This window comes from Primorskyibacter sp. S87 (genome assembly GCF_049801055.1).
In the GTDB taxonomy this organism is placed as follows: Bacteria; Pseudomonadota; Alphaproteobacteria; order Rhodobacterales; family Rhodobacteraceae; genus JBNAGF01.
Genome location: NZ_JBNAGF010000002.1, coordinates 428,339 through 451,347, shown reverse-complemented (window position 1 = coordinate 451,347; position 23,009 = coordinate 428,339). Strand labels below are relative to the sequence as shown.

The 23,009-nt window shown below is 60.0% G+C and carries 23 protein-coding genes; 11 read left to right on the top strand and 12 right to left on the bottom strand.

Features of this window, described 5'->3' with window-relative positions; all coding sequences use genetic code 11:
• Positions 1–13: 13 nt before the first annotated feature.
• Entirely contained in the window at positions 14–1,837 is a 1,824-nt protein-coding gene (locus ACP15U_RS05725; protein WP_425044180.1) for an ABCB family ABC transporter ATP-binding protein/permease, read from the bottom strand.
• An 89-nt stretch (positions 1,838–1,926) separates the two neighbouring features.
• Positions 1,927–3,582 carry a LysM peptidoglycan-binding domain-containing protein gene (locus ACP15U_RS05720; protein WP_425044179.1) on the bottom strand — a complete coding sequence of 552 codons (1,656 nt, stop codon included), beginning with the start codon at positions 3,580–3,582 and terminating at the stop codon, positions 1,927–1,929.
• Between the two features lie 129 nt (positions 3,583–3,711).
• Here ACP15U_RS05720 and ACP15U_RS05715 point away from each other — a divergent pair, with 129 nt between their 5' ends.
• Entirely contained in the window at positions 3,712–4,263 is a 552-nt protein-coding gene (locus ACP15U_RS05715) for a TIGR00730 family Rossman fold protein (RefSeq protein WP_425044178.1), read from the top strand.
• Here ACP15U_RS05715 and rarD read toward each other — a convergent pair.
• From rarD to ACP15U_RS05700, 3 genes are all read right to left on the bottom strand, one after another.
• Positions 4,170–5,120 carry an EamA family transporter RarD gene (gene rarD / locus ACP15U_RS05710; protein ID WP_425044177.1) on the bottom strand — a complete coding sequence of 317 codons (951 nt, stop codon included), beginning with the start codon at positions 5,118–5,120 and terminating at the stop codon, positions 4,170–4,172. The two genes, ACP15U_RS05715 and rarD, sit on opposite strands and share 94 nt — an antisense overlap.
• Before the next feature lie 66 nt (positions 5,121–5,186).
• Positions 5,187–5,957, bottom strand: coding sequence for an enoyl-CoA hydratase-related protein (locus ACP15U_RS05705; RefSeq protein WP_425044176.1), 771 nt, complete (start codon positions 5,955–5,957; stop codon positions 5,187–5,189).
• A 112-nt stretch (positions 5,958–6,069) separates the two neighbouring features.
• Positions 6,070–6,669, bottom strand: a complete 600-nt coding sequence (locus ACP15U_RS05700; protein ID WP_425044175.1) for a superoxide dismutase — start codon at positions 6,667–6,669, stop codon at positions 6,070–6,072.
• A gap of 105 nt (positions 6,670–6,774) precedes the next feature.
• Between ACP15U_RS05700 and ACP15U_RS05695 the strand changes: the two genes are divergently transcribed.
• Entirely contained in the window at positions 6,775–7,530 is a 756-nt protein-coding gene (locus ACP15U_RS05695) for an FkbM family methyltransferase (RefSeq protein WP_425044174.1), read from the top strand.
• Between the two features lie 73 nt (positions 7,531–7,603).
• On the opposite strand, the gene ACP15U_RS05690 is transcribed toward ACP15U_RS05695, so the two are convergent.
• The 5 genes from ACP15U_RS05690 to ACP15U_RS05670 all read right to left on the bottom strand — a co-directional run bounded on the left by ACP15U_RS05690 (position 7,604) and on the right by ACP15U_RS05670 (position 13,178).
• Entirely contained in the window at positions 7,604–8,170 is a 567-nt protein-coding gene (locus ACP15U_RS05690; protein WP_425044173.1) for a sarcosine oxidase subunit gamma, read from the bottom strand.
• Entirely contained in the window at positions 8,163–11,195 is a 3,033-nt protein-coding gene (locus tag ACP15U_RS05685; protein ID WP_425044172.1) for a sarcosine oxidase subunit alpha family protein, read from the bottom strand. Before ACP15U_RS05685 ends, ACP15U_RS05690 begins: the two co-directional genes overlap by 8 nt.
• Positions 11,196–11,262: 67 nt before the next feature.
• The gene (locus ACP15U_RS05680) at positions 11,263–11,592 is read right to left on the bottom strand and encodes a sarcosine oxidase subunit delta (protein WP_425044171.1); all 330 of its coding nucleotides are present in this window, start codon (positions 11,590–11,592) and stop codon (positions 11,263–11,265) included.
• Positions 11,593–11,607: 15 nt separating this feature from the next.
• Positions 11,608–11,934, bottom strand: a complete 327-nt coding sequence (locus ACP15U_RS05675; protein WP_425044170.1) for a TfoX/Sxy family protein — start codon at positions 11,932–11,934, stop codon at positions 11,608–11,610.
• Complete coding sequence (locus tag ACP15U_RS05670) at positions 11,934–13,178, bottom strand: sarcosine oxidase subunit beta family protein (protein WP_425044169.1); 1,245 nt, start codon at positions 13,176–13,178, stop codon at positions 11,934–11,936. Before ACP15U_RS05670 ends, ACP15U_RS05675 begins: the two co-directional genes overlap by 1 nt.
• A 264-nt stretch (positions 13,179–13,442) precedes the next feature.
• On the opposite strand from ACP15U_RS05670, the gene ccmI reads away from it, so the two are divergent.
• From ccmI to ACP15U_RS05655, 3 genes are read left to right on the top strand one after another with little or no spacing between them, the layout of a single operon-like run.
• Positions 13,443–14,684, top strand: coding sequence for a c-type cytochrome biogenesis protein CcmI (ccmI, locus tag ACP15U_RS05665; protein ID WP_425044168.1), 1,242 nt, complete (start codon positions 13,443–13,445; stop codon positions 14,682–14,684).
• Positions 14,681–15,154 carry a Holliday junction resolvase RuvX gene (gene ruvX, locus ACP15U_RS05660; RefSeq protein WP_425044167.1) on the top strand — a complete coding sequence of 158 codons (474 nt, stop codon included), beginning with the start codon at positions 14,681–14,683 and terminating at the stop codon, positions 15,152–15,154. Before ccmI ends, ruvX begins: the two co-directional genes overlap by 4 nt.
• Positions 15,155–15,158: 4 nt before the next feature.
• Positions 15,159–15,389 (top strand): DUF1289 domain-containing protein, encoded by a 231-nt coding sequence (locus ACP15U_RS05655; protein ID WP_425044166.1) that lies wholly within the window; start codon positions 15,159–15,161, stop codon positions 15,387–15,389.
• A gap of 62 nt (positions 15,390–15,451) precedes the next feature.
• On the opposite strand, the gene ACP15U_RS05650 is transcribed toward ACP15U_RS05655, so the two are convergent.
• Together ACP15U_RS05650 and dusA are read right to left on the bottom strand one after the other, a co-directional pair.
• Positions 15,452–16,189 carry an STAS/SEC14 domain-containing protein gene (locus ACP15U_RS05650; RefSeq protein WP_425044165.1) on the bottom strand — a complete coding sequence of 246 codons (738 nt, stop codon included), beginning with the start codon at positions 16,187–16,189 and terminating at the stop codon, positions 15,452–15,454.
• 150 nt (positions 16,190–16,339) lie between these two features.
• Positions 16,340–17,353 (bottom strand): tRNA dihydrouridine(20/20a) synthase DusA, encoded by a 1,014-nt coding sequence (gene dusA / locus ACP15U_RS05645; RefSeq protein ID WP_425044164.1) that lies wholly within the window; start codon positions 17,351–17,353, stop codon positions 16,340–16,342.
• Positions 17,354–17,527: 174 nt separating this feature from the next.
• Between dusA and ACP15U_RS05640 the strand changes: the two genes are divergently transcribed.
• From ACP15U_RS05640 to ACP15U_RS05615, 6 genes are all read left to right on the top strand, one after another.
• On the top strand, positions 17,528–18,565 hold the full coding sequence (locus ACP15U_RS05640) for a tyrosine-type recombinase/integrase (protein ID WP_425044163.1): 1,038 nt from the start codon (positions 17,528–17,530) through the stop codon (positions 18,563–18,565).
• Positions 18,562–18,978 (top strand): hypothetical protein, encoded by a 417-nt coding sequence (locus ACP15U_RS05635; protein ID WP_425044162.1) that lies wholly within the window; start codon positions 18,562–18,564, stop codon positions 18,976–18,978. Before ACP15U_RS05640 ends, ACP15U_RS05635 begins: the two co-directional genes overlap by 4 nt.
• An 83-nt stretch (positions 18,979–19,061) precedes the next feature.
• The gene (locus ACP15U_RS05630; protein ID WP_425044161.1) at positions 19,062–19,424 is read left to right on the top strand and encodes a helix-turn-helix transcriptional regulator; all 363 of its coding nucleotides are present in this window, start codon (positions 19,062–19,064) and stop codon (positions 19,422–19,424) included.
• Complete coding sequence (locus tag ACP15U_RS05625) at positions 19,421–19,822, top strand: hypothetical protein (RefSeq protein WP_425044160.1); 402 nt, start codon at positions 19,421–19,423, stop codon at positions 19,820–19,822. Before ACP15U_RS05630 ends, ACP15U_RS05625 begins: the two co-directional genes overlap by 4 nt.
• Positions 19,819–20,220, top strand: coding sequence for a hypothetical protein (locus ACP15U_RS05620; RefSeq protein WP_425044159.1), 402 nt, complete (start codon positions 19,819–19,821; stop codon positions 20,218–20,220). Before ACP15U_RS05625 ends, ACP15U_RS05620 begins: the two co-directional genes overlap by 4 nt.
• Positions 20,207–22,510, top strand: a complete 2,304-nt coding sequence (locus ACP15U_RS05615) for a VapE domain-containing protein (protein WP_425044158.1) — start codon at positions 20,207–20,209, stop codon at positions 22,508–22,510. The genes ACP15U_RS05620 and ACP15U_RS05615 overlap by 14 nt, the downstream gene beginning before the upstream one ends.
• Positions 22,511–23,009: the final 499 nt, after the last annotated feature.

The following is a 23,009-nucleotide window of genomic DNA, read 5'->3' as shown; positions in this document are numbered from 1 at the left end:
GAAAACGTCGTCTTCAGGCTGCGTCGGCCTTGGCCTTCTGGCGGTTCCAGAGTTGTGCGTACCGACCGTTCCGGTCCAGCAATTCGGCATGGGTACCTTGCTCGGCAATCTCGCCCTGTTCCAGCACCACGATCCGATCGGCCTCGGCGATGGTGGACAGGCGGTGCGCGATGGTGATTACGGTCCGTCCCTCTCCTGCCCGTGCGAGCGCATCCTTGATTTCCTGCTCGGTATCCGTGTCCAGCGCCGACGTCGCCTCGTCCAGAAGCAGGATCGGCGGGTTCTTGAGCAGGGTTCGCGCAATGCCGACGCGTTGTTTCTCACCGCCCGACAGCTTCAGGCCGCGTTCACCGACCTTGGTGTCATACCCCTCAGGCAACGTGACGATGAAGTCGTGGATCTGGGCTGCCCGCGCTGCGGCCTCGATCTCGGTCTGCGTGGCGCCATCACGGCCATAGGCGATGTTGTAGCGGATCGTATCATTGAACAGTACCGTGTCCTGCGGAACCACACCGATCGCCTGATGCAGGCTTTTGAGCGTCACGTCCCGAATATCCTGGTCGTCGATCTTCAATGCCCCGCCAGTCACATCGTAGAACCGGAACAGCAATCGACCGATCGTGGACTTGCCTGACCCGGTTGCGCCGACGATGGCAACTGTCTCGCCCGCCGGAACGGTCAGAGAGACACCGTTCAGGATCTTACGGTCTGGGTCGTAGCCAAAGGTGACGTCTTCCAGTGCGATCTCGCCGCCGCGCACGTCGAGCGGTTTCGCATCCGTGGCATCACGAACCTCTTCAGGCTGCTCCAACAGATCGAACATCTCGCCCATGTCGACCAGCGCCTGCCGGATTTCCCGATAGACTGTGCCAAGAAAGTTCAGTGGTACGGTGATCTGGATCATATAGGCGTTGACCATCACGAAATCGCCGACGGTGAGGTTGCCCTGCTGGACGCCAAGCGCCGCCAGCACCATCACTGCAATCAATCCACAGGTGATCAGAAACGATTGCCCGAAATTCAGAAAGGCCAGCGAATAGGCCGTTTTCAACGCCGCGCGGGCGTAACCCTGCATTGACTGGTCATACCGGGCCGCTTCGCGTTCTTCGGCGCCGAAATATTTGACGGTTTCGAAATTGAGCAGACTGTCGATCGCCTTCTGGTTGGCTTCGGTATCCTGATCGTTCATCTCGCGGCGCAGTTTGACCCGCCATTCCGTCACCTTGAAGGTGAAACCGATATAGAGCGCGATGGTCACCGCCACGACGATCAGATAGCGGACATCGAACAACACGGTCAGGATGATGGCCACCAGCAGCAATTCTATGATCAGAGGACCGATCGAGAACAGCAGGAAGCGCAGCAGAAACTCCACACCCTTGACCCCGCGCTCGATGATGCGGCTGAGCCCTCCGGTCTTGCGGGTGATGTGATAGCGCATCGACAGACGGTGGATATGGCGAAAGGTCTCCAGTGCCAGCTTGCGCAGTGCACGCTGACCCACCGGTGCAAAGATCGCATCGCGCAATTGTTGAAAACCGACGGTCATCAACCGAGCCACGCCATAGGCGACGGTCAGCCCCACGGCCCCCAGCGCCAGCGGCGGCACGCCTTCGGCGGCAAGGCTGTCCACTGCGCCTTTGTAAAGGATCGGCGTGTAAACCGCGATCACCTTGGCGAGCACCAGCATGACCATAGCAAGCACGACACGGCGTTTGACCCACGGCACGTCGTCCGGCCAGAGATAAGGCACCACCCGGCGCAGCGTTCGCCAGCCCGAGCGCCGTTCGGCTTCGGCGGATACATCGCTGGAATGTTTGGGGGCCAGTCGTCTCATTGCCTGCCTCTGTCCGGCCCGGAATTGCCCGGCGCCCTGTTGCGTTGACGTCTAAGATAATCTCTGAGCCGACAAGGGCCAGAGGAGGATCACTCGGGAATTGTGAAAACCTGCCCGGGATAAATCAGGTCGGGATCGCGAATGTTGCCCTTGTTTGCCTCAAACAGCCGAACGTAAAGCAGACCTTCCCCGTATCGGTCACGCGAAATGGCCCAGAGCGTATCGCCTTTCTGCACCGTCACAGCACGGATCAGCGGAGTTTCGGTTTCGACCTGTGCCCTTGTCGGATTGGCTGGCGGGTTCAGCACCTCGGGGGCTTCGCGCTTGAACGGGGTTTCCAGTCGCCCAACCACCTCGCCTCCGGCGTTCAGCAGATCGAGGCGCAACGTATATACCCCCGGTGTGATGCCCGAAAGCTGCCCTTTCCAATTGCCAGTCTCACCTGCATCAAGATCCGCAACAGCGCGGTTGTCCAGATAGACACGGACGCTGGAGCCCGGTCCGGACAGGCCACCCGAGCGCCCGCTGAGCTGCACGTCGCCGGTCTCCGAATAGCTGATCGTATCGAGTGAAAGCCGATCGACCACTTCCGGGGCTTGCGGTGTTGCCGGCTGCAGCAGTTCCACCCCCTCCTCGGTCGACTTCAGAACAGCTATCGCAGGCTCGGCTTGCGAGGTGTCCGGTTCGTCCTGTTGCGCGGCGTCCTGCTCTGCCGCCTGATCGGATTGGACAACCTGCTGCGCCGGTTCCGCATCGGCAGCGCCCGAAACCCCGGTTGCATCGGCTTGCAACTGTTCGTCGGCGTCTGGTTGTGGCTGGCTTTGTGCGTCTGCGACAGCGTCGTCCTGCGAGGAAGGCTCGTGTTGCGGCTGAACCGGCGCGAGGATGATCTCTTCTGCCGACCGCGCTTGCTGACCGTCCAGCGCGCCAAGCAACGTCAATACACGTGGGGCATCCCCGGGCGCCAAAGTTAGGAAACCGGCAAAATTGCCGGAGGAATCCACCGTCAGTCGATCAATTTCCTGCCCGTCAATCAACACCTGAACTTCACTGCCCGGCGCTCCCTGGCCCGCGACCATCGCGGTTCCGTCGGGCTCAACTCGAACAAGGTCAAAGCTGGGCTCCATCAGAGATTGCGGCGCGGGATCCTTTGAAGGGGCATCTTGTTTCGGATCCGCATCGGGTTCCATAGACTCACCCTCATCAAGCGCCGCGACGACCTGATCCGCTTGTTCCGTGGCCGGCAAATCTTCGGCAGCGGTATCGGCTACGGTCCCGGCGTCCGGTTCAGGCGCTTGGGCGGAGGGTTCGACGTTCTCGACAGATGCGGTCTCATCGGCCTCCGCCGATTGTGCGGAACTGTCCGCAGGCTGCGCCGGGCTTGGCTCCTGAGAGGTCGCCTGACTTTGTTCGCCTGATCCCGCCTGTCCATCGGACGCAGCCGAAGCCGCCGCTTTCTCGGAAACGGGTTCGGGCTCAGAGTCCTGCGAAGCTGCCGAGGTCGTGGATTGGCTGGACGTTTCGTCGGTTGACTGGCTCGGCGTCTGGTTTGTTGCTTGGTCAGTCGCCTGTTCCGACGTCTGTTCTGCCGTCTGTTCTGCTGCCGGAGCCGAGACCGATTGCTCGTCGGTATCGGGTTCGAATGAACCGGCAAAATACAGCCCCCCGGCCACCACTGCAGCGCCCGCACCAACCAGCGCGGTCCACCCTAGGGTGCCCAATCCTCCTTCGGAGTGCCCAGCCATCTTCTTCCTTCCCCATCAGCGAACCGCCGTCGCACTTCTGTACGTTCAACCTATCCGCCCTGTTGAGCCAGCCTAGCAATCCCGGTATCACGGGTCAAAACCCGCTAGTCCGACAGGAAAGAGCAGCCCATGTCCGTCAAATCCATTTGTGTCTATTGCGGATCCCGCGCCGGGGCAATGCCCGCCTATACAACGGATGCACAATCCTTTGGCCGCGCAATGGCCCGTGAAGATTGGCGATTGGTCTATGGCGCCGGGGATGTCGGTCTGATGGGAGAGGTCGCCCGCGCCGCTCAGGAGGCCGGTGGCGACACGTTCGGTGTGATCCCCCAACATCTCGTCGACCTCGAAGTCGGAAAGACCGATCTCAACACCTATGTCGTCACCGAGACCATGCATGAGCGCAAGAAGGTCATGATCATGAACGCCGATGCCGTGGTGGTCTTGCCGGGTGGCGCGGGCTCGCTCGACGAATTGTTCGAAGCTCTGACATGGCGCCAGTTGGGCCTGCACGGCAAGCCAATTGTGATCCTGAACACCCAAGGCTACTGGGATCCGCTGCGCCAGCTGATTGACCATGTCATTGATCAGGGATTTGCCGATCCGTCGCTGGCTGGGTTCCTGACATGGGCTGACGACTCCGACAGCGCAGTAGAAGCTCTGCGCGCCGCCCTGTCCTGACGCAGCGAGGCCAGCGAGAACACGGCCAGCGCCATCCAGATCAAGGAAAATGCAAGCTGGTGCCAAGGCGTGAACGGCTCTCCGAACACCACAACAGCGCAGAAAAACTGCAGTGTCGGGTTGAGATATTGTAGCAATCCAACGGTTGACAGGGCCACCCGCCGGGCCGCCATCGCGAACAGAATGAGCGGCATGGCGGTCATGGGCCCAGAAAACATCAACAGCAGGCTTTCCCCCAGATCGAGACCAAAAGCACCCTGCCCCGTGCCATGATACCAGGCCAGCAACAGCAGCCATATCGGCATCAATACAAGGATTTCAGCGGTGACGGATACAACTGGCCCCAACGGAAGTTGTTTCTTCAACGCACCGTAAAGGGCGAAGGTCACAGACACGATCAGCGAGATCCACGGCGTCGCCCCCAGCCCCCAGCTCAGAAGCCCGACGGCAATTGCCGCCAGCCCGACGGCCATCCATTGCAACCCGCCAAGCCGTTCGCCGAACCAGAACCAGCCCACCAGCACGGCCATCAGCGGAAAGATGTAATACCCTAGGCTTGCCTCGGTTGCCCGCCCGATCTGGATTGACGTGATGAAAGTGAACCAATTGACCGAAATCATCAGCCCGGCAATCACGATCATCGCAACCTGCTTACGCCCCCGGAGCGCCGCCCTGAGTTCGGACAGCCGCCCCTGAAGCGCCAGTACCCCGGAAAAGAAGATGACGGACCAAAGCGTTCGGTGGGCCAGCACCTCGGGCGGCGGCACATGATCGAGCAGCTTGTAGAAAAGCGGAGACAGCCCCCAGATCGTGCAGGCCGCGATCATCGCCAATACTCCGCGGAGTGACTCGCTCATCCCAGTTGTCCGTAGTGAGGGGGTGGCTGGAGCCTTACCCAGCCGGATAGCACAGGTTTAGGGCCGTCAGGGTTTCCAGTCCAGATGCCTGCGCGCCGGATCCATGAACTGCTCTACCATCACCGGGGTCGCCAACGCATAGGCCTCGTTCAACGGCAACTCCAGTTGCTGGCGCAGGGCCGTCTTGCCTGACCGCACGGCATTCTGGTTGCGAGTTGCAAGTTTACGGGCAAAGCTCTCAACAAATTCAGCCAGTTCGGAGGCCGGGATGACGCGGTTTATCAATCCGTTGGCAAGCGCCCATTCCGCATCATAAGTGGCGCCGGACAGTGTCATCTCCATCACCTGTTTCTGCCCGATCAGGCGTGAGACCGGCACCGAAGGGGTGGTGCAGAACCCGCCGTTCTGAACGCCGGGAAGGCAAAAGGACGCCTCGGGAGCGGCATAGGCCAGATCGCAGGACGCCATCAGCTGCAACCCAGCCGCAGTCGCGATCCCTTCGACCATCGCAATCGTGGGCTTTGGGCAGGTGGCGACATCGAGCATCAATGCACAACAGGCCGCGAACAGGTCTTCGACATAGGCCCGGCCCTCGTCCGGATCCGCCCTATGGCGGGCAACTTCCTTGAGATCGTGGCCGGCACAGAAGATGTGACCGGGCCCGTGCAGGATGATCACCTCGACTGACCCGTTTTCTACGGCCCGGCCAAATGCCTCATGCAATGCCCGGATCATGTCGCGCGACAACGGGTGCGCCGGCATCCGGCCCAGTGTCAGGGTCAGCACCCCCTCATGCAGCCGCTCGGCAACGAGGGGTTCGTTGGTCATCCGGTTCATGTGATCTCCTCCTGCCGCAGAGCATGCCTCTTCGCGCGCCCGCTGAATAGCCCCGCAAAGAAAAACCCGGCCTCTTGCGAAACCGGGTTTCCTGTTCGGATCTGCGTCGCGATCACATCCGCGAAGCAACGTTCTCCCAGTTCACCAGATTGTCGAGGAAGTTCGACAGGTAGGCCGGGCGCTTGTTGCGGAAATCGATGTAGTAGGAGTGCTCCCATACGTCGCAGCCCAGCAGAGCGGTCTGTTTGAAGCAGAGCGGGTTCACACCATTCTCTGTCTTGGTCACGGCCAGCGACCCATCGGCGTTCTTGACCAGCCACGCCCAGCCCGAGCCGAACTGGCCTGCGCCGGCGGCGCTGAACTGCGATTTGAACTCATCGACCGAACCAAAGCTCTCAACCAGTGCTTTTTCCAGTTCGCCGGGCATGGCGGAAGAACCGGGGCCCATCATTTCCCAGAACTGGTTGTGGTTCCACAACTGGCTGATGTTGTTGAAAATACCGTTCTGAGCGACGGCGTTTGCATCATAGGTGCCGGTGATGATCTCTTCGAGCGACTTACCATCCCACTCGGTTCCGGCGATCAGCTTGTTGCCGTTGTCCACATAGGCCTTGTGGTGCAGATCGTGGTGATATTCCAGAGTTTCGGCGGACATGCCCTTGGATGCCAGCGCGTCATGTGCATAAGGAAGATCGGGAAGTTCAAAAGCCATCTTGGCCCCCTGCTGAAATGTTGCGTTCCTGGGGCCGATACATGCGGTGCAGGTGCAGGCAGGTCAAGGGCCTAGAGAAAAAACAAGACGATGAGGAAGCCGCCGATGCTGACGCAGGCCCGCAAAATGTTCTACCGCGCCCGCGGATATTATGCCGGTCAGTTGAACGGAGAGCCGTTCCGTCTGGACCCCTATCATTCCAAGTTCTGGCGTAAGGCCAGCGCCGGCGACTGGGAACCGGAAACTTTTGCCGCGCTGGACACGCATCTGGCGCGAGACCGGGATTACCTCGATATCGGCGCGTGGATTGGCCCCACCGTTCTTTACGGTGCGCGCAAGGCCCGGCACGTCTGGTGTTTCGAACCCGACCCCACCGCGTTTCGCCATCTTGCGTGGAACCTCGAACTGAACGGGATCAACAACGTATCGGCATTCGGTGTGGCATTGTCGGATGGGATCGGCATTGCACGCATGGCGTCGTTCGGCGGCGAGGCCGGGGATTCCATGACCTCGCTGTTGAACCCGTCAGACGCGGGAACGGACGCGCTGACGATTGCCTGGGATGATTTTGCTGCAGCTACGGATCTCAGCCGGGTTTCACTGGTCAAGATGGATATCGAGGGCGCGGAGTTCTCGGTGCTTCCGCACCTTGTTCCATGGCTCAAGGAACAGCGCCCGGCGCTGTATCTGTCGACACATGCGCCTTTTCTGCCTGAAACCGAACGCGATCGCCGTCTTGCGGAACTTGCCGACCTTCTGTCCTTTTATGGCTCCTGCCGCGAGGACAAGGGCGGAGAAGGTATAGAAACCCTTACCAACGGTCGGGCCAAGGGCAAATTTCCTACGTTTCTATTATCCTGAAACGACGCGGGAGCGGCCATAACGCCCGCTCCCATTGCGATTTGCAAATATCCAAACCAACCAGTGCGACGGGTCAGTAAACGCCGACTTCGCTGCCCGGTTGAGCCGCGACGCTCAAAAGTTTGAACACGTAATCCGCCGTTGACCGGAAACAGACAAGGCGCAGGCTGTTGTCATCATCCGCCCAAAAGGCCGCCGCAACCTGAGCCAGACGGGTGCGGCGGATTTGTCCCGCCGGGAAAGCACCCCGCGACAGATCCACCGGGGCGAGCTTGCCGATCACCTCGCGTGCCGATGGTCCTGACACGCGAATGATTGCGCGGGCATCCGAAACGTTGACCGCCATCGCAAAACTGCCGCTCAATGCATTGGACAGTTCCGCGACCTTGGCATCTGCCTCAGCATGCGGCACCAGCAGCAGCAGTTCATCGGGAGACATCCATGCGACGGCGTTGTCGCCGGCAAAGATGATCTCGCGCTGGCCCGGCATCCCTGCCCCGGTTGCCGCCTTCACTGCCTTGGCCAGCCCCTTGTCGCTCAGATCGCCGCGCAGAGTGATCATGCCCTGTAGCCCGCATTCCTCGACCCGGGCAATTCCGTCATAAGCGGCGTGGTTGAGTGCGCTGATCGGTTCAGACATTTTGCTTCTCCCCGTCCTTGTCGTAAAAGACCGGATCGACGATCCGCGCCTGATAGGTCTTGCCCTCGGTGCCCGGGAATTCAACCACTTCGCCCATCCGATCCGGCCCGTGTTTGATCAGGCCCATGGCAATTCCCTTGCCCAAGGTCGGGGAATGGTAGGTCGACGTGACCCGCCCGATCATGTTGCGCTGGCCATTCTCGTTCACACCTTCGGCTACCGCATAGGCCCCGTCCGGCAGAACCGACCCATCAAGCGTCTCCAGTCCGACCAGTTTCCAGCGGTCCGGATCCGCCATATGCACGCGGCTGTGTGCACGTTTGCCCAGAAAATCCTCTTTCTTTTTGGACAAGGCCCAGTTCAGCCCAAGATCCTGCGGGATGACGGTGCCGTCAGTTTCGTCACCGATCATGATAAAGCCCTTTTCGGCCCGCATGATATGCAGACACTCGGTGCCGTAGGGCATGACGCCGAATTCCTCGCCTGCCTCCATCAATGCTTCCCAGAACGCCAGTCCCTGGCTTGCCGGAACGGCAATCTCATAGCTGAGTTCGCCCGAGAAGGAGATCCGGTAAGCACGGCAGTCGAAGGTGCCGATCCTGCCGTCGCGCCATTCCATGAAAGGCAGGGCATCTTTCGACAGATCCATGCCGCCGCCCGCCGCCGCGTTCAGTCTTTCCAGAACCTTTCGGGCATTCGGACCAACGACCGCGACCTGCGCATATTGCTCGGTCACGTTGGCAACATGAACCTTCCAGTCCCACCACTCGGTCTGGAGCCATTCCTCCATCCACGCGTGAATGCGTTCTGCGCCACCAGTGGTGGTGTGGCAGAGCCACGTATCTTCGTCGATGCGGGCAACCACGCCATCGTCGATCAGGAAGCCGTTTTCGGAACACATCAGGCCATAACGGCATTTGCCCGGCTTCAGGCTGGACATCATGTTGGTATACATCATGTCGAGGAACCGACCAGCATCCGGCCCTTTGACGATCAGCTTACCAAGCGTGGAAGCATCAAGCAAACCAAGGCTTTGCCTCGTATTCTTAACCTCACGCATGACGGCATCATGCACGCTTTCACCAGAGCGGACAAAGGCATAGGGACGGCGCCAGTGACCTACCGGCTCCCAATCGGCGCCATTTTTGTCATGCCAGTCATGCATCGGTGTGCGGCGGATCGGTTGGAATACATCTCCGCGCGCCTCGCCGCCGATCGATCCCATTGAGATTGGGTGGTATGGCGGACGAAACGTCGTTGTTCCAACCTTGGGAATTTCTGCATCAAGTGCATCAGCAAGGATCGCCAGACCGTTGATATTGCTCAGCTTACCCTGATCTGTTGCCATGCCCAGAGTGGTGTAGCGCTTGGTATGTTCAACGCTTTCATAGCCTTCCTGTGCCGCGAGCTGAACATCCGACACTTTCACATCGTTCTGATAGTCGAGCCAGGATTTCATCCTGAGACTGATGTCGGCATTCTCCGGCATCAGCCAAACCGGCTTCATCGGTGCCTCTTCGGTGCTGTCTCCGACCGGCGCCTTGGCCTTTCTGACCTTGAAGCCGGCCGCACGGACAGCAGCCTGCCCGGCAGATTGCGCGTCTTCCATCACCGCGCCCAAACCGGTTGCACCATTGGCTGCACCTGCGGCCACGACAAACCCTGCACCATTGGCTCCAAGCGGAGGGCGATCCGGGTCGGGACGGAAATGGGCTTGCGCGTCCTCCCAGATCAGCTTGCCGCCGCAGTGGGACCAAAGATGCACAACCGGTGACCAGCCGCCAGACATGGCAACCGCATCGCAGGCGATTTCCTCACGCGCACCACCGGTGCCGTCCTGATTGCAGATCTGAACCTTTCTGACCCGCTTGCCGCCCTTGACCTTGGCAATTGCCTTGCCGGGATCGACCCGGATGCCAAGCGCCCGTGCCTCATCGGCCAGCGCACCGCCCCCCTGCGGACGGGCGTCCAGCACGCGCAGTACCGCAAGACCGGCCTTGTGCATGGCTATGGCTGTCCGATAGGCATCATCGTTGTTGGTCGCAACGATCACTTTCTGCCCCGGGGCCACACCCCAGTTCACCAGGTAGTCCCGCATGGCCGAGGCCAGCATGACGCCGGGAAGATCGTTACCGGCAAAGGAAAGCGGCCGTTCGATGGCGCCGGTCGCGGTGATGATCTGGCTCGCCCGGATCCGCCACAGGCGATGGCGTGGGCCGGTCGCACCCGGCTGATGATCGCTCAGGCGCTCATAGCCGAGCGCATATCCGTGATCATAGACACCTGCCCCCATGGCGCGCAGACGGAGCGTAACGTTGTCCATCGCCTCAAGCTCGGCCAGCGTTTTCTCTATCCAGTCGGCTGGCGTCATCCCGTCGATGGTGCCCCCATCAACCGGAGCGCGGCCGCCCCAATGCGCGTTCTGCTCAAGCACCAGAACCCGGGCGCCACCCTTGGCGGCTGCCCTGGCTGCTTGGAGCCCCGCAACCCCGCCTCCGATCACCAGCACATCGGCAAAGGCATAGAAATGCTCGTATGTATCCGCATCTTTTAACTCGCGGTCAGGCGCCTTGCCGAGCCCGGCCGACTGCCGGATGAAGGGCTCGTAGATGTGTTTCCAGAACGGACGCGGATGAATGAACATCTTGTAATAGAAGCCCGACGGCAGGAACCGTGACAGATGCGTGTTCACCGCCCCAATATCATAGTCGAGACTGGGCCAGTGGTTTTGCGACGCAGCTTTGAGACCGTCGTAAAGCTCGGTTGTTGTTGCACGCTGGTTCGGCTCAAAGCGCCGACCTTCGTTCAGCCCCACAAGCGCATTGGGTTCTTCGGCGCCCGAAGCCACCAAACCGCGCGGCCGGTGATACTTGAACGACCGGCCGATCATCATCTGATCATTGGCAAGCAGCGCCGAGGCGAGCGTGTCGCCCTCGTAGCCGCGCATGGCGGTGCCGTTAAAGGAAAAGCTGACCTGTTTCGAACGGTCGATCAGGCGGCCCTGATTGGCGATGCGGGTGCTCATGGTGCGGACCTTTCGCGTGTGGAGGCGCGGGAGCCTCCGGCGGGAGTATTTTCAAAAAGATGAAGCATCAGGCGAGCCCTCTCCACGTCCAGCCGGGACGTTTGGCCGAGATTGCATCGCGGATTCTTTTTGGCGGCTCGGTGGTTTGGGCGGGATAGGTGCCAAACACTTCGAGCGTGGCTGTGCAGCGGGCGGCGTGGAACCACTTGCCGCAGCCGTTCACGTGCCGCCAGCGTTCAAGGTGCACGCCCCTGGGGTTTTCCCGCATGAACAGGTAGTCGTGGAAGTCACTTTCTGACGAACCAGGACCAAAGCGTTTCAGATGCGCTTCGCCGCCGGCGTGGAATTCGGTTTCTTCGGCTTTGACGCCACAACAGGGGCATTCAAGGATCAGCATGTCATCATCCTCGTGTTACTTCGGTGGCAGGCTGGCAGCGTTTGCCAGCGAAAACTCGGTCAGGGTGGCGCGCAGGGCCGCATCCTCAAATGCGCCGGTGTCGATCTCGACCATGCCGCCCATCTTGCGGCCGGTGAAGGCAAGCGGTCGGGCGCCTGCCACGATGGCCTCGTCCTCACGGTCTTTGCCGGTGCGATACATGGCACCGTCCCGCATCACGCCGCAGACCATGTTGCCATGGAGCAGGAAACAGAGGCCGCCGAACATCTTCTTTTCGGCAAGGCCCGGTTCAACGCCGAGATCAGCGCGCATGGTTTCGGCCATATGTTCGGAATAGGGCATCAGTGTGCCACCCCGGCAGCCACGCTTTCATCGATGAACCGCCCTTCTCTGAAGCGATCGAGCGAGAACGCGTCCGTCAGCGGCGATTTCCCCGTGGCCATCAGTTCTGCCATGCCCCAGCCCGAACCGGGGATGGCCTTGAATCCACCTGTGCCCCAGCCGCCATTGATGAAACAGCCCTCGAGCGGGGTTTTGGACAGGATCGGCGAGCGGTCGCCGGTCATGTCGACGATGCCGCCCCATTGCCGCAGCATTTTCAGCCGCGAGATCATCGGGAAGGTTTCGACCAGCGCCCGCACGGTTTCTTCGATATGGTGGAAGCTGCCCCTCTGGGTGTAGTTGTTGAACCCGTCGGTGCCGCCGCCGATCACCATCTCGCCCTTATCGGACTGGCTCATGTATCCGTGCACGGTGTTGGCCATCACGACCACGTCCATGCAGGGCTTGATCGGCTCTGAGACCAGGGCCTGCAGTGCCACAGCCTCCAGCGGCAGCCGGAAGCCTGCCATTTCGGCCAGCTGACCCGAGTGGCCAGCCACCACGATACCGAGCTTGTCGCAATCGATCGCACCCTTGGTGGTTTCGACACCGATGACACGGCCTGCCTCGCTGCGCACGCCGGTGACTTCGCATTTCTGGATGATATCCATGCCCATGTCGGAACAGGCCCGCGCATACCCCCAGGCCACCGCGTCATGGCGTGCAGTGCCGCCGCGCTCCTGCCAGAGTGCGCCGAGAACCGGGTAGCGCGGACCGTCGAGGTTGATGATAGGCACCAGTTCCTTGACCCGTTGCGGCGAGATCCATTCGGTTTGTACACCCTGCAGGGCGTTGGCATGAGCGGTGCGCTGATAGCCGCGAATCTCATGCTGGGTCTGCGCCAGCATCATCACCCCGCGGGGGCTGAACATGACGTTGTAATTCAGATCCTGACTCAGCGTTTCATAGAGGCCACGTGCCTTTTCATAGATCGCAGCCGAGGGATCCTGCAGGTAGTTCGAGCGGATGATGGTGGTGTTGCGACCGGTATTGCCACCGCCCAGCCAGCCCTTTTCGATCACCGCCACATTGGTTATCCCGAAATTCTTGCCAAGGTAATAGGCCGTTGCCAGCCCGTGGCCGCCGGCCCCGACAATAATAACGTCGTAATGACGCTTGGGTTCGGGCGAACGCCAGGCGCGTTCCCATCCCGTGTGATGGCGCAGAGCTTCCCGCGCGACAGCAAAGGCAGAATATCGTTTCATGGCGAATCCGTCGGGTTTGGTGATTGACGGAAATATGCACCTGTCAGACGGGCGCCCCCCTGCGCGAACCGCCGCAATTTTGCGCAGTTGCGACACGGTTTGCGACAGGCGACGCGGCCCCGGCGACGCACAGAACAATGGCGGTGGGGCCCGCTTCCTGCCAAATCCCGCCCCTTTCCGCACAACACAGGACGGGCTCGCGGCAATTTACCCCTTTTTCCGGCGGCCCGAGAGGTTTAGATCACGGTCGATACGGGAGACATCATGACGTTCTGGATACTCACGGGCCTGCTGGCCTGCTTCACCGCCGCAACCATCGCCCTCGCGCTTTTGCGTCGGTCGGATGACAGCGAACCTGCCGCGGCCTACGATCTGCGCGTCTATCGCGACCAGCTGAGAGATGTTGATCGTGATCTTGCCCGAGGCACTTTGCAAGAGGCCGATGCCGAACGCCTGCGGACCGAGATCTCGCGCCGGATCCTTGCGGCGGACGCCCAGGTCCAAAAGGAGGCAGACGGTGGCGGCGGCAATCGCGGACTGGCGGTCGGGGCGGCCTTGGCCTGCGGCGCGCTGGTCGTGGCGGGGGCGGTGCTGCTCTATCTGGACCTTGGCGTGCCCGGAGAAGGTGATCTGCCGCTGTCGCTGCGCCTCGAACAGGCCGAAGAAGAAAGCAAGAACCGGCTGTCGCAATCCGATGCCGAGGCGCGGATCCCGCCGCAGCCAGAACCGGAGCTTGAAGAAAGCTACAAGACACTTCTCGAGAAACTCCGCGAGGCAGTGGCACAACGCCCCGACGATCTGCAGGGAAATATCCTTCTGGCCCAACACGAAAGCAACGCGGGCAATTATTCGGCCGCAGTCGCCGCCAAAAGCAAGGTGATCGACATTCTGGGTGAGCAGGCCACGGCAATGGATCATGCGGAGTTGGCCGAGCTGATGATTATTGCCACCGGTGGCTACGTGTCGGCGGAAGCCGAAGCCGCGCTGCGGACAGCTCTGGACCGTGATCCCCAACTTGGCCCTGCGCGCTACTATTGGGGTATGATGCTGTCCCAGATCGGGCGGCCGGATCTTGCGTTCAACATCTGGGAACAGACCCTCAGGATGGGGCCGCCCGATGCGCCTTGGCTGCATCCGATCCGGGCCCAGATCGGCGACATGGCCTATCTTGCCGGGGTGGATTATCAGCCGCCAGCCGCCCCTGCGACAGGTGGGGCCGGCCAGCTGTCTGGCCCGAGTGCCGAGGATATGGAAGCCGCTGGCGAGATGAGCGCCGAAGACCGGCAGGAAATGATCCGAGGCATGGTCGATCGGCTATCGGACCGGCTGGCGACCGAGGGCGGCGGACCCGAGGAGTGGGCCCGTCTGATCGGTGCGCTCGGCGTTCTGGGCGAAACCTCACGCGCGAAGGCGATCTATGACGAGGCCAAGACGCGGTTCGACGGAAACTCCGAAGCCCTGGCCGCAATAACGGAAGCGGCGCGGTCCGCAGGACTGACCGAATGATCCACGACGTGTTCGAAGACTTCGCCGCCGCCCTGCCCCCGATGGCCGCTCTGGTTGGTCTGGATCTGGGAGAAAAAACCATCGGAATCGCGGTTTCCGACCGGATCGGTGCCGTAGCCTCGCCGCTGGAAACCATCCGCCGCAAGAAATTCGGTGTCGACGCGGAAAAACTGCTGGCAATCATCTCCGAGCGCGAAATCGGTGGCATTCTTCTGGGTCTTCCCCGCAACATGGACGGCTCTGAGGGTCCGCGGTGCCAGTCGACCCGTGCCTTTGCCCGAAACCTGTCGCGGCTGACTGAATTGCCAATCGGTTTCTGGGACGAACGGCTCAGCACGGTTGCCGCCGAAAAGGCACTACTGGAGGCGGATACGACACGAAAACGTCGCGCCGAGGTGATCGACCACGTTGCCGCGAGCTATATCCTTCAGGGAGCCCTGGACCGGATGCAGCACCTGAAGAGCAGTTGACCCAATGACCGATGACGTCTGGAAACGCGACGAGATTGAAAGCCCTTGTGTGCAAATCTGCGTCATTCATCCGACCGAACGCATCTGCACTGGCTGCTATCGCAGCATTGACGAGATCACCCGCTGGTCCAAAATGGACAGCGCCGAGCGGGCCGAGATCATGGCAACACTTCCTTCCCGGGCACCAAGTCTGAAACGCCGACGCGGTGGCCGCGCCGGACGCCTCAAAAGCTGACAGCCTAGCCGACGAACCGGTCGGACGAAACCTGATACCCGGCGCGTCTTCTGTTGCGGGGTTTAATCCGCCAGCCAGCTCTTCGCCTGGTCGAGCTCATCGCCACCGAAAAACCGGGTCTCCGCATTCAGAAAACGACCTGCCACACGCTGCGCCATGTGCTGCCAACTTTTGTCGCCAAGAATCGCAACCCTGTCGGGGATTCCGGCATGGTCCCGCACAAGGCTGAAGTGGCTAGCCAGCGCCGACAACCCTTGCCAACCGTCGAACTCCGTCAGATCGAGCAGCAGACGAAAACCGCCGTGGTCGGCCTGACGTTCCCGAATACGGGCATCCAGATCCGCCTCGGCGTTTTCAATCACCTCCGGATCAAGCTGGCCCATCAGCCGGACCTGCAAACCACGCCCCCCGAGATCCAGCATATGTACGGCACCCAGCGATTCCCGCAACCACAGGCGCGCGGTTTCGGCATCGGCGAGGTCGAACACCTGCACCGGACATGGCATCATCGGCGCCGCAAGCCGAACTGCGGTGCGCAGCCACGATATATCGGAAACCACGGCGGCCCGCTCGAACCCGCTCCAATGGCTCAATCCAAGCTTGGTATCGGCCCACGCCGCACCAAGGTCATAGCCCTTGAACTCCTCGCCCGCGATAACCAACAGACGCACATGCCCGGTTCCGGAAAGCGCCTTTTCAATCGCCGGCACAAGCGTGTTTTCGTAATCCGCTCCGGTGACCTGCCCCGAAAACTCCACTTCGAGCACACGTCCGTCGGATTGCGTTTCAACGGTAATCATCTGTTAAAATCCTCCCACAGCAGCTTTTGTCACAATACCAGAGGATGTTAGGAGAATTCATTCCCTCAGACTATGGCCCTGTTTCGCCGTGGCGGAAACCTGCGCCCTTGCGGGTGCTGACAGAATTTGACGTGCCCGAACCGACCTCGGTCAGGCCGCCACCGCACCCGGAACCTGCAACAACGCAGCCTGCACCAGCTCAGGTCCGGCGCCGGGTCTGGTCGCTCCTTCGGACAGCGTGCGCCGCCATTGTCGCGCCCCGGGGCGCCCGGCGAAAAGACCCAGCATGTGGCGCGTCACTTGATGCAAGCGCCCGCCCGACGCCAGATGCGCTTCGATATAGGGCAACATGGCCAGAGCCGCCTCGGCCGGGTCTGTTACCGCTGCCTCCGCCTGTCCAAAGATGTCCCGATCAGCCTTGCACAGGATCTCTGCCGGTTGGTGGTAGCCGGCCCGACCGATCATCACACCATCCAACCCTCCCTCCAGAAGCGCCTGTGCCTGCTCCAGCGTTGTGACGCCGCCATTGATCGAGATGTGCAGGTTCGGAAACAGCTGCTTCATGCGAAAGACCAGATCATAATCCAGCGGTGGGATATCGCGATTTTCCTTGGGGCTCAGCCCTTTCAGCCACGCCTTGCGGGCATGGATCGTGGCCCGCTCGCAGCCGGCAGCAATGATGCGCGCCAAGAATTCGGGCAGCACATATTCGGGATCCTGATCGTCGACGCCGATGCGGCATTTCACGGTGACCTCGACATCTACGGTTGCCCGCATGGCCGCTACGCATTCCGCCACCCTGCCCGGATCGGTCATCAGAACGGCACCAAATGTTCCCGACTGCACCCGGTCAGACGGACAACCGCAGTTGAGGTTGATCTCATCATAGCCTGCTTCTGCACCGATCCGCGCAGCCTGAGCCAGCTCCTCTGGATCCGATCCCCCAAGTTGCAAGGCCAAAGGGTGTTCTGCGGTGTCGTGGTCCAGCAAATGCATTGCCCCACCCCGAACCAGTGCCGGGGCCGTCACCATCTCCGTGAACAGCAGCGTCTGGCTGGACAGCAAGCGATGAAAATAGCGGCAATGCCGATCCGTCCAATCCATCATGGGCGCAACGGACAGACGGGCGGCCTTGGAAACATTGACTTTTTTATGATCTGTCAAAGCGTTACGTTCCGTCCGATGTGGTTTCGCTTGCAGTCGGATGTGTGCAAATGTGGTCTGGATGTGCAAACCGTTGCAAACCTAATGCAAACGAAGGTATAGATTGCAAACGCGCCGGGCTTCCGTTTGCACACATCGGCCCAGCGCAATCCCGAAGAACAGGACGAAGGACTCATGGCATCAATATTTCAGACCCGCAAGGGTGGCCGCTGGACCGCGCAAGTGAACCTAGACGGCAAACGCCGGTCGAAGACATTCACCCACAAGCGCGACGCACAACGATGGGCACGACAGGAAGAAGCGCAACAGGACACCACCGGCACCGTCCGGGCCGCCCTGTCCGATGTTGTCTTCAATGATGTGATCGAAGCGTATCTGGATGAATTTGGCGACAAGGCCAGCCGGTCGAAGCTGGGCACGATCACGCACATTTCCGAGTTGATCGGTAGAACCCCCCTGCCCGATCTGACTGTGAACCGCTTCAGGGAATTCGCCAAGATGCGACGCGCCGAAGGTGCCGGACCTGCAACCATCGGACAAGATATGTCCTACATCCACACGGTCTTGAAACACGGTGGCGCGATTGCCGAAGTGGATACCGGCGCGGCCCTTGGAGCCTATCAGTCGGCACGGGCCATTCTGTCCGCATCTGGTGGCGTGTCCCGCCCAACCGAACGCGACCGGCGTCCAACCGATGCCGAACTGGTTGCACTGCGCAACCAATGGGCCAAGCGTCGCCGGGTGGTGCCGATGTGGGACATTACCCGGTTTGCAATCTGCACGGCCATGCGACTGTCGGAGATATGCCGCATCAGGTGGGATGATCTGGACGTGGAAACCCGGACCGTCATCATCCGGGACCGCAAGCACCCGCGCAGCAAGATCGGCAATGACCAGACCGTTCCGTTGCTGGTCGGTCCGGTGGTGATCGATGGCCAGCCGGTCGATCCGATGGAACTGGTGCTGGCACAGCGACGCACCGATCCTGAAATCTTCCCCCATGATAGCCGCACCGTTTCGACCAGCTTCACGCGCGGTGTCGCCGCGTGCGGTATCTCGGATTTGCGGTTTCACGATCTGCGGCATGACGGCGTGTCCCGCCTGTTCGAAGATGGTTACCAGATCGAACAGGTGTCGCTGGTGTCGGGTCATCAGGATTGGTCGCAACTGCGCCGATACACGAACCTGAAAGCGGAAAGCCTGCACCGATGAATATCTGGGGACCGATATGTTGGCTGGTCGATCCCATCACCGAAGATCAGCACAGGGACGCACAGACGGCCCATGCGCGGCGTCTGGGCTTTACCGATGCTGATGCCCTGAGCGACGCCCAGCACGCCGGAAACCGGGCCGCTGATGGCGATGAAATGGCCGCGCTTGCGATGCGCTACATCGACCGGGATCGCGCCCGTGTCGCACAATCTCGGCGCGCTTCCAAAGGGTCTCGCAAAGGCAAGTGGGATCACCTGCGCGATGAGGCAATGGGGATCGGTGCGGAGATACGCGCCGCACGGGCCGATCTGAGCGTGAGTGCAATTGCCGATCTGGTACAGGTTCGACTTTCCGATGATCACAACAAATTGCCGGACAAACGAACGGTTGAACGCTGGTTGAAGAAAGTATGACACTAGCGCCGCTAGCGCGGAGACTCGTGAAAAAATATGCTTAAAAGGGGTAGCCATCTGATCACTTGATGAGGATGGCTCAAATGCCCGAACCGAAGTACATGTCACCCGAAGGTGCCGACCTGCCCGACTACAACGACGGCACTCATGCCGCGTGGCAGGCTCTTGACGTCAACGCCCGTGCCGAACTGCTGTTGCAAGGCGTCCCGTTCCCGTCCGAAACCGCAACCGAAACCCGATGCCGCCTGAAGCGCGACCTGTCGCTTTATGACGACGATGATCTGGCCGCACTGCTGGACAAATCACACGACACGCTGGCCCGAATGCGGGTCAAGGGGACCGGCCCTGTCCCGATCCGGGTCGCGCGGGAAATCTTCTACGACCGTGACGACGTTCACGCTTGGATCAAGCGGCACCGCGACTCCGTCAAAGGTGAAGCGGCATGACCCACGAAACCATTATTGCCCGCCGACGCGGTGATGAACTCGTATTCCTTTGCACCCGATGTGGTCACATTCACCGGCACGGCGTCGGGAATGGCCACAGGGCATCGCACTGCCCAAAGGACCGGGGCGGGGAATACTTCCTTCAGGAAGATGTTGATGCGGTTTACGGTGAACTGACCGACGATGAACTGCACCCGGCCCACGAGATTTTACATTCCGCGCGGCGGGGTATCCACAGCGTTGCTGAGTATCTGGGCGATGCGGGTTTTCTGGAAGATGCCGGGAAGCTGAGTGTCCTTGTGGACGTTCTGGCCGTCTATGTCGACTACAGCGCCGACAAGACATGCCGTCTGGAAGAACTGGCGGGTGTGGTGTTGCAGGAGGATGTGGCGCAATGACTGACAATCCAAAACCCTTCGGCTTTGGTGTCTCAATCACCAGCAAAGAATTCATCGACGCGTATGTTCCGGGATTACCACCCGGCAAACATCTGCCCATCCTGCACGACCAGACGCCGGTCCAACGTCGCTTCGGTGACCCGCTGGATGAAATCTGGTGGCAGGGGCGCACTGGTTGGACGATTTTGGCCACATCCCCCCGATCTACTCCCATCCACGCGATGACTGACTGGATGTGGTCTGACCCTTCAGCTACGCTACGAGTCGTCCCCGGCTTAACTGACAAACCGGGCCGGGGGCGGGTCGCCAAAGGAAAACCCCGATACGCATCGCTGCGCACCGGGGCCATAAACTCACCCAACCGACTAAAGAAAGGTTTGTCTGATGACAGAATATAGCCACGGTCCGAAAAATCAACAAGCCGTCACGCAATCTGCGTGGCACCGAATTGCATGGGACGCGGGCTTCCGTGAAACAATACCCGTCATCCCACCGGGGGCGGCCCTGCACGATCATAGCCTGATCGATCCGAACGCGTGCGGCAAGGCACCCGGCGAGTTTTATGGTGGCAAGTGGGATGGCCTTGGAGCATGGCCCAACTACCAGATGGATGAGGCGAAAGTCGCACGGTGGGATACCCTTAACGCCAATGTCGGTCTGAAGATGGGTCACCAGTGGTGCGCCCTTGACGTGGATATTACCGACGATGTGCTGGCACAGGCACTGCTGGACCGGGTCCACGAAATCTCGGGCGGCAACTGGTTTATCAGATGGGGGGCCATGCCGAAGTTTCTGGTCCTGTTTCGGGTATCAGGTGAACCGATCCGGAAGCGGCAATATCCGATCCGGAAAGGCGATGTGAAAATGCAGATCGAAGTTCTGGGCCTGACCAGCAAACAGACGGAAACACAGGCGGTCATTCTCGGCACGCACCCCAGCGGCGTGCAGTATCAGTGGAACCGTGATCTGGACGCCGGTCAGGTGCCTTTATGTACGCAGGAACAGATGGATTATCTGGCCGAAGACATGCTTCTGGTGTCGGTCGACCGTGGATGGAAACGCGGCAAACCGACCCGCAACATGGGGGCCGGTGATAGCCTGTCCAATCTGGGCGCAGAACCTTATGACCGCGATCTGGTCGCGCCGGTGGTGGACCTGATCCCGAATGACGATCTGGTTTATGACGAATGGGTGTCACTGGGCTATGCCATCAAAAATGCGCTGGGCGGTGACGGATGGCCAGTTTTTGAAAAGCTGTCGGCGCGGGCACCAAAGAACAACCCGGACTACACCAAGCGGACGTGGGACGGCTTCAACCCCGACGGATCGTCCGGCTTCGGAAAGCTGGTCCATTGGGCGCGTGAAGCCAATGGCGGCAAGCTACCTGGTGATTTGGATGGGCGCGTCAGAAGCGGTATACGGCTGAAGCAGGCCGAACAGGCCGGGATGCCCATGTTGACCGGCGAGATTGTTGAATCGGTGCCTGCGGACAATGGCAGGTGGGAATACACCTACAGCCGGGACGGTGATCTGATCCCCAATATGGCAAACGTCGCCACGTCCCTGATGCGAAACAATCTGTGGGCCGGTGGGTTCGCATACGACGCGTTTAATGATCGGACGATCCTTACCCGCAACCTGCCCGGCCTGCCGAAGATGGGGCAACAACTGACCGACGGTGATTATACAGCCGTCCACCACTGGTTTCAGACGACCCTGTTCCACAAGATCGGGCGCGGCGATGTAATCAATGCGGTAGAACTGGCCGCGATACAAAACACCTACGAACCCGTGCAGGAATACCTGCGAAACCTGACGTGGGACGGCACGCTGCGCATCAATAGCTGGTTGTGGCAGTATTGCGGCGTGACCGATACTGATCCGGTCTACCTGACCTACCTTACCCAGATCGGGCGCAAGTGGCTGATCGGTGCGGTGGCCCGTGCCATGAACCCCGGCTGCAAGATGGACACTGCCCTGATCTTCGAAGGTCCGCAGGGTCGCGGCAAATCGACCGCTCTGGCCGCCCTGTGCCCGAACCCGGATTGGTTTGGCGACCATCTGCCCGACTTTCACACCAAGGACGCGTCCGAATACCTGAACGGTAAATGGATCGTGGAAATGGCAGAACTGACGCAGGTTCACAAAGGTGATCTGGAAAATATGCGGGGGTATCTGTCACGGCGGGTCGAAGACTTCCGGGCCGCATACGACCGGAACAACAAAAGACGCCCACGCCGATGTGTGTTCGCAGGATCGACAAACCGTGACGACTATCTGCGCGATCAGGCCGGTGAACGTCGTTTCTGGATCGTGAAGACGGACGGAACGTTTGATATTCCCGGCCTGACTGCTGTCCGCGACCAGCTATGGGCCGAAGCCTATATGGCGTTTCAGGCTGGTGAAGTCTGGTATCTGGACGATGCATACGAAGTACAGGCACGGACCATCCAGAAAGAACGTGTGTCGGTGGACCCGTGGGCCGAACTGTTGTCCGCGCTACTGGGCGAAAAGAAAGAAACCAGCGTTCCGGAGTGTATGGCGCTGTTGGGGTTGGACGCAAAGACGCAAACACCAGCGGCCAAGAAACGCATAGAGCAGTCGCTTGCGATGTTGGAGTTCAAGAAAACCAAGAAGCAAATCTGGGGCGCAAAGTATCGTGGCGCGATGAAATATGCCCGTGAATAACGATGCATGTAAATTTGCATGTAAATCATGCATGTAAGTCACTTCGGCTTGGGTGCTATATCTTTTCGATATGCATGTAGATCAAATACATTTGAGCATATTACCTTTTTAAAATTAATAATAACAATAGGTTAACCTTATAAGAGTAGTACTATATGTAGTTACATGCATGTAATCTACATGCACGTATCTGCCATATATGGAAAAGATTCTACATGCATACGTGAATGCGACGAAACATATAGGATTAGAACACATATCAGCAACCAACAGGCGGCCTATCGTATAGCGTCACGTCATATGCCGTTTCCACCCCGTCACTGCAACGTGACCACCCAAATCACCAGCCCCACACGCAATGTGACGATATAGGCAATGCGATATATCCCCTCTGACAAATGAGGGGCAGCAAATGAGAGGTAGGGTTCCGGGCCACTGCTGAACGCAACCACCAATGACCAACCACCAGCAGCCAACCACCAGCAACACCGACCAACCA

Excerpts from the sequence above, each read along its gene's own strand:
- ACP15U_RS05620 (WP_425044159.1), top strand. The coding sequence starts at position 19,819 with ATGACTGACAATCCAAAACCCTTCGGCTTTGGTGTCTCAATCACCAGC.
- ccmI (WP_425044168.1), top strand. The coding sequence starts at position 13,443 with ATGACGTTCTGGATACTCACGGGCCTGCTGGCCTGCTTCACCGCCGCA.
- ACP15U_RS05640 (WP_425044163.1), top strand. The coding sequence starts at position 17,528 with ATGGCATCAATATTTCAGACCCGCAAGGGTGGCCGCTGGACCGCGCAA.
- ACP15U_RS05670 (WP_425044169.1), bottom strand. The coding sequence starts at position 13,178 with ATGAAACGATATTCTGCCTTTGCTGTCGCGCGGGAAGCTCTGCGCCAT.
- ACP15U_RS05635 (WP_425044162.1), top strand. The coding sequence starts at position 18,562 with ATGAATATCTGGGGACCGATATGTTGGCTGGTCGATCCCATCACCGAA.
- ACP15U_RS05700 (WP_425044175.1), bottom strand. The coding sequence starts at position 6,669 with ATGGCTTTTGAACTTCCCGATCTTCCTTATGCACATGACGCGCTGGCA.
- ACP15U_RS05705 (WP_425044176.1), bottom strand. The coding sequence starts at position 5,957 with ATGAACCGGATGACCAACGAACCCCTCGTTGCCGAGCGGCTGCATGAG.
- ACP15U_RS05685 (WP_425044172.1), bottom strand. The coding sequence starts at position 11,195 with ATGAGCACCCGCATCGCCAATCAGGGCCGCCTGATCGACCGTTCGAAA.
- ACP15U_RS05655 (WP_425044166.1), top strand. The coding sequence starts at position 15,159 with ATGACCGATGACGTCTGGAAACGCGACGAGATTGAAAGCCCTTGTGTG.
- ACP15U_RS05720 (WP_425044179.1), bottom strand. The coding sequence starts at position 3,582 with ATGGCTGGGCACTCCGAAGGAGGATTGGGCACCCTAGGGTGGACCGCG.
- ruvX (WP_425044167.1), top strand. The coding sequence starts at position 14,681 with ATGATCCACGACGTGTTCGAAGACTTCGCCGCCGCCCTGCCCCCGATG.
- ACP15U_RS05675 (WP_425044170.1), bottom strand. The coding sequence starts at position 11,934 with ATGCCCTATTCCGAACATATGGCCGAAACCATGCGCGCTGATCTCGGC.
- ACP15U_RS05690 (WP_425044173.1), bottom strand. The coding sequence starts at position 8,170 with ATGTCTGAACCGATCAGCGCACTCAACCACGCCGCTTATGACGGAATT.
- ACP15U_RS05650 (WP_425044165.1), bottom strand. The coding sequence starts at position 16,189 with ATGATTACCGTTGAAACGCAATCCGACGGACGTGTGCTCGAAGTGGAG.
- ACP15U_RS05680 (WP_425044171.1), bottom strand. The coding sequence starts at position 11,592 with ATGCTGATCCTTGAATGCCCCTGTTGTGGCGTCAAAGCCGAAGAAACC.
- ACP15U_RS05630 (WP_425044161.1), top strand. The coding sequence starts at position 19,062 with ATGCCCGAACCGAAGTACATGTCACCCGAAGGTGCCGACCTGCCCGAC.
- ACP15U_RS05695 (WP_425044174.1), top strand. The coding sequence starts at position 6,775 with ATGCTGACGCAGGCCCGCAAAATGTTCTACCGCGCCCGCGGATATTAT.
- ACP15U_RS05725 (WP_425044180.1), bottom strand. The coding sequence starts at position 1,837 with ATGAGACGACTGGCCCCCAAACATTCCAGCGATGTATCCGCCGAAGCC.
- ACP15U_RS05715 (WP_425044178.1), top strand. The coding sequence starts at position 3,712 with ATGTCCGTCAAATCCATTTGTGTCTATTGCGGATCCCGCGCCGGGGCA.
- ACP15U_RS05615 (WP_425044158.1), top strand. The coding sequence starts at position 20,207 with ATGACAGAATATAGCCACGGTCCGAAAAATCAACAAGCCGTCACGCAA.
- ACP15U_RS05625 (WP_425044160.1), top strand. The coding sequence starts at position 19,421 with ATGACCCACGAAACCATTATTGCCCGCCGACGCGGTGATGAACTCGTA.
- rarD (WP_425044177.1), bottom strand. The coding sequence starts at position 5,120 with ATGAGCGAGTCACTCCGCGGAGTATTGGCGATGATCGCGGCCTGCACG.